Source organism: Devosia sp., assembly GCF_017307565.1.
Taxonomy (GTDB): domain Bacteria; phylum Pseudomonadota; class Alphaproteobacteria; order Rhizobiales; family Devosiaceae; genus Devosia.
This window is the reverse complement of sequence record NZ_JAFKHD010000168.1, coordinates 1-5,219: the sequence shown is the minus strand read 5'-3', so window position 1 is coordinate 5,219 and position 5,219 is coordinate 1. Positions and strand designations below refer to the sequence as shown.

The following is a 5,219-nucleotide window of genomic DNA, read 5'->3' as shown; positions in this document are numbered from 1 at the left end:
TCGACGACATTGCGTTCCAGACCAATCTGCTGGCACTCAATGCGTCGGTCGAAGCGGCGCGCGCCGGCGACGCCGGCAAGGGTTTTGCGGTGGTCGCGGTCGAAGTGCGGCGCCTCGCCCAATCGGCGGCGCAGGCTTCGTCGGACGTCAAGGCGCTGATCGAAACCTCGTCGGGCGAAGTTGACGCTGGTACGCGGCTTGTACGCGAGGCGGCCGCAAAGCTGGCCTCGATGCTTGATGCGGCGCACTCCAATTCCGCCCTGATGGACGGTATTGCCCGGGACAGTCGCGAACAGGCGGCTGCCATCGAAGAAGTTACGGTTGCCGTGCGGCAGATGGACGAAATGACTCAGCATAACGCCGCACTGGTGGAAGAAACCAATGCAGCTATTGAGCAAACCGAAGCGCAGGCGAGTGAACTCGACCGGATCGTGGCCGTATTCCGCACTGACGAGCGCGATACTGCGCCCGTCGCTGCGCGGCCTTCGCGTCCTGCACCCAAGCCAGCGAGCACGCATAAGGCCGCGAGTGCCTATCTCAGTCACGGCAATGCCGCAATCTCGAGTGACTGGGACGAGTTCTGACCGACATCTTCCCGCCCGGCCGGCGATGCTGGTTTGGTGGTTTGTTTGATCATCGAATATTCAAAGGGGCGCCAATTTGGCGCCCCTTTTTCTCGTGCTGGGACAGAGGCCTACAAGGAGGCGAGCCAAGATTGGCCCGATCCGCGTTAACGGTGAATGCAGGTCGCAATTTCGGAGATTACTTACTCGTTCCAATTGCTTGCGACGCAAAAATGGAAGTTACGTCTAGTTGTTGTTTTGAGTGTTGATTTCACGACAACTTAATTCGAATAACTTTCTATTTGTAGAACAAGGAATTGTTAACCGGTGAGGCGCAGCCTCTTGCGGAGGATGGTGGGCGGCCACCACTCCAGCATGAGGTCAGAGGATGCGAGTTCTGGGCTTTGGACGGAGTATTTCGACACGTGACCTAGAAGCGCGAAGCGAAGCGATTTCGCGCAGCCAGGCGGTCATCGAGTTTACCCTTGAGGGTATCATTCTGACGGCGAACGACAATTTTCTTTCGGCGATGGGCTATCGCCTCGATGAAATCGTGGGCAAGCACCATTCGATATTCTGCGATCCCACTTATGCACGTAGCGAAGAATATAAGGCCTTCTGGGCTGACCTGCGTCGCGGAACCTTTCAGTCGGCGGCCTATCAGCGCTTCGCCAAGGGCGGACGGGAAGTCTGGATCCAGGCGAGCTACAATCCCGTGCTCGACCGCGCGGGCCAGCCGGTCAAAGTCATCAAGTTTGCGACCGATATCACCGAACAGGTGACGATCGCCGCCGATCACAAGGCACAGGTCGAGGCCATTTCTCGGGCCCAGGCCGTTATTGCCTTCAACCTGGATGGAACCGTTATCGAGGCAAACCAGAATTTTCTGGCAACTCTTGGTTATCGCCTGGACGAAATCGTCGGACGGCACCATTCGATGTTCTGCGATGCCAATTTTGCTGCGAGTCCGGAATACAAGGCGTTCTGGCGGCGGCTGGGCGAAGGCGAGTCCATTTCGGCCGAGTTCCAGCGTTTCGGCAAGGGCGGCAAGCCGATCTGGATTCAGGCCTCCTACAATCCGATCTTCAATGCCGCCGGCAAGGTGGTGAAAGTCATCAAGTTCGCGACAGATATTTCCGAGCGCAAGCGCGCCGAAGGGGTGATCGCACTCTTGACGGAAAGCCTCATGCGTATGGCCAAGGGCGATCTCGGGGGGCGGGTCGATACTGCCTTTACCGGGCAATACGAGGAATTGCGGCAGGCCTTCAACGAGTCGCTGACGCAGCTGGAGGTCATTGTCGGTGGGCTGCGCAATGCTTCCCGATCGCTGAAAACGGCGACTGCCGAAATCCTGACGGGTGCAAACGATCTATCGCAGCGGACAACCCGACAGGCGGCGACCATCGAGGAGACATCAGCCGCTGTTGAGCAGCTGGCCAGTACGGTTTCGGAAAATGCTCGTCGCGCCGCGACGGCGAGCGATAAGGCCCGCAACCTTGCCGAGGATGCCACCAAGGGCGGCGTGGTCATGTCCGAAGCAACTGAGGCGATGACCGCGATCGAAACCTCGTCGGCCAAGATATCGAACATCATCGGCATGATTGACGACATCGCCTTTCAGACCAACCTGCTGGCGCTCAACGCGTCGGTCGAGGCTGCGCGGGCGGGCGATGCCGGCAAGGGGTTTGCGGTGGTGGCGGTCGAGGTGCGACGGTTGGCACAATCGGCCGCGCAGGCCTCGTCCGACGTCAAGGCACTGATCGAAACCAGCGCGGGAGAAGTCAGGGCGGGCGCTCATCTCGTCGAGCAGGCGGCCCGCAAGCTCGACGACATCCTGCATGGAGCGGAGGACAGTTTTGGCCTTATCGAAGACATGGCCAAGGCCAGCCGGGAGCAATCGAGTTCGCTCAACGAAGTGGCTGTTGCCATCCGTCAGATGGACGAAATGACTCAGCACAATGCCGCGCTCGTGGAAGAGACCAATGCTGCCATCGAGCAGACCGAAACCCAGGCTGCCAAACTCGACGGAATCGTCGATGTCTTCCGTCAGGAGGCCAAGGGGCCGCGGCGAGAACTCTCTGCGGCGTAGCAGGTGTAGAACCTCCTTCACCCCTGAACTGCGACGAAGCGCAATAAACCGGAAATTTACCAAGAAACCCATAGAGTTCCCGGTATTGACCGTGACCCAAGACCGGGAACTTGTGGACGGCTCAAGCTTGTACATGCGCTAGTCAAAGGCCGGTTATGTCGAAATCTGCTCACGAGCTGCTCCAGTCGCGGCTGGAATTTGTTCAACTCGACGAAGAGGCAAGGGCCCGTCTGTCGCGTATCCGCCCCCTGATCGAGGCGCATCTGGTTCCCGCGCTCGAGCGGTTTTACGAGCACATCGCCACGGTTCCCTCGGTGGCCCGTTTCTTCGATGGCCAGCCGCACATGAAGCGTGCCCAGGGCAAGCAGGTGGGGCATTGGAGCGCGATTGCCTCTGGCCAGCTCGATACCGCCTATTTCGAGTCGAGCACTCGCATCGGCCTGCGTCACGCGCAGATCGGGCTCGAACCGCGCTGGCATATCGGGGGCTATAGCCTCATCGTCGAAACGCTCGTCACGGGCATCATCCGCGACTACATGGCCGAGGCGCTGAAGCCGGTAAAGGGGCGGTTCGGCCGCATGGTGGCGCGCGATTCCGAGGAGATCCTCAAGGATGTCGAGGTGATGACCGGCTCGCTGGTCTCGGTGCTCAAGGCCATCATGCTCGATATCGATATCGGCGTTTCCGCCTATTTCCAGAAGCTCAATGACGACACGCGCAAGGCGGACGATGCGGCGAAGGCCAAGATCGAAGCCGCTGTTTCCGCAGCCGGCGCCGTGCTGCAAGATGTGGCGCGAGGCGATCTGACGACGCGCGTGACGGCTGACCTCGAACCTGAATTTGACCAGATCAAGCACGACACCAATGCAGTGGCCGAGCGACTGAGCACGATCGTGACCCAGCTGCAGTCGACCTCGCGGCAGCTGAAGACGGCGACCAGTGAAATCCTTTCGGGCGCCAATGACCTGGCTGACCGCACGACGCGCCAGGCGGCGACCATCGAGGAAACGACGGCAGCCATCGAGCAGCTTTCGACCGCCGTGGTCGAAAATGCCAAGCGCGCGGCGACGGCCAGCGACAAGGCGCGCAATGTGGCTGAAAGCGCAACGTCCGGCGGCGAGGCGATGACCGCGGCCAACAGCGCCATGTCGGCGATCGAGACTTCGTCGGCCAAGATTTCCAATATCATCGGCATGATCGACGATATTGCCTTCCAGACCAATCTCCTGGCGCTCAATGCCTCGGTGGAAGCTGCGCGGGCAGGGGAAGCCGGTAAGGGCTTTGCGGTGGTGGCCGTGGAAGTGCGGCGCCTGGCCCAGTCGGCTGCTAACGCTTCGTCCGAGGTGAAGGCGCTGATCGAAACCAGTGCGGCAGAAGTGCGCAGCGGTACCCAGCTTGTCGCCAAGGCGGCCGAAGTGCTGCTCGATATTCTTGCCGGGGCGCAGGAAAGCGCGTCGCTCATCGACACCATCGCCCAGGCCAATCGCAGCCAGTCCTCGGCTCTAGAAGAGGTCACTATTGCTGTGCGGCAGATGGACGAAATGACCCAGCACAATGCGGCGCTGGTCGAAGAAACCAATGCCGCCATCGAGCAGACCGAGAGCCAGGCGAGCGAACTCGACAAGATCGTCGATGTCTTCCGCATCGACACCGTGGCCCAACCGGTGCAGGTGCGCTCCGCGCAACCCGTCCGTCGTGCGGCGCCCCGAGCCGTCGGCAACACTGCGCTCGCCTCGGACTGGGAAGCGTTCTGATCACCAAATACTCCTGACAGGGTTTGTCAGGCCAACCCGTCAGAACGAGGGCGCCGCAGATGGCGGCGCTCTTCGGAGGGTTTTCGTGGTCAGGCTTGAGATGGATCAGCTGAAAGATGGCGCGGCGGGCGCGGGCGAGGTGCCTGGGCTCGATGCGCTGCTGGTGCCACTGCCCCCAAAAATCCAGCTCCTGGCACGAGACCTTGTCGGCCAGGTTGCCGGCTATCCGGGGCTCAGCGGCAAGGTCATGCGGGGATGGCGCTCGGTCAATTTCCGGCACAAGCAGGCGGGCCATATCTGCGCCGTCTTTCCCTATGCCGACCGGGTGTCACTCTATTTCGAGCATGGGCGGATGCTCGATGACCCGGAAGGGCTGCTGCAGGGCGAGGACCTCAAGAAGGGGCGCTTCCTGCGTCTCTATCCTGGCGACGTCTTGCCCGAGGTCGCGGTTGGGCTCTTTGTCGCGGAAGCCATTGCGCTTTTTGGCTGAGCTGTGCTTTGAAGTCGGTCGGTTTCAAGGAGACGACCATGGCACGCATCGGCCTTGTGGCACATGACGACAAGAAGGACGATATGTGCGCCTGGGCCGAACGGCACCGGCACAAACTGGCCGAGCATCAGCTCTGGGGTACCGGAACGACCGGCAGCCGCGTGAAGGCGGCGACGGGGCTCGAAGTGCAGCTGCTCAAGAGCGGTCCGCTCGGTGGCGACCAGCAGCTCGGGGCCATGATCTGCGAAGGCAGGCTCGACGTGCTGATTTTCTTCATCGATCCCATGTCGGCCCAGCCCCACGACGTCGACATCAAGGCGTTG

Annotated in this window: 5 protein-coding genes; all 5 read left to right on the top strand. The window is 60.9% G+C overall.

Annotated elements, in window-relative coordinates; translation table 11 throughout:
• The coding region (locus J0I64_RS04660; protein WP_291406446.1) for a methyl-accepting chemotaxis protein at window positions 1-584 on the top strand (584 nt) is incomplete at its 5' end.
• Between the two features lie 367 nt (window positions 585-951).
• Window positions 952-2,652: a methyl-accepting chemotaxis protein gene (locus J0I64_RS04655; RefSeq protein WP_291406445.1), complete on the top strand. Its 1,701-nt coding sequence runs from the start codon at window positions 952-954 to the stop codon at window positions 2,650-2,652.
• 155 nt (window positions 2,653-2,807) lie between these two features.
• Entirely contained in the window at window positions 2,808-4,406 is a 1,599-nt protein-coding gene (locus J0I64_RS04650; RefSeq protein WP_291406444.1) for a globin-coupled sensor protein, read from the top strand.
• 85 nt (window positions 4,407-4,491) lie between these two features.
• The gene (locus J0I64_RS04645; RefSeq protein WP_291406443.1) at window positions 4,492-4,896 is read left to right on the top strand and encodes a DUF1801 domain-containing protein; all 405 of its coding nucleotides are present in this window, start codon (window positions 4,492-4,494) and stop codon (window positions 4,894-4,896) included.
• 38 nt (window positions 4,897-4,934) lie between these two features.
• A partial coding sequence (locus J0I64_RS04640) for a methylglyoxal synthase (protein ID WP_291406442.1) occupies window positions 4,935-5,219 on the top strand: 285 nt, incomplete at its 3' end.

Bases quoted from the DNA above. Each gene is read 5' to 3' on its own strand.
- J0I64_RS04655 (WP_291406445.1), top strand. From the start codon at position 952: ATGCGAGTTCTGGGCTTTGGACGGAGTATTTCGACACGTGACCTAGAA.
- J0I64_RS04650 (WP_291406444.1), top strand. From the start codon at position 2,808: ATGTCGAAATCTGCTCACGAGCTGCTCCAGTCGCGGCTGGAATTTGTT.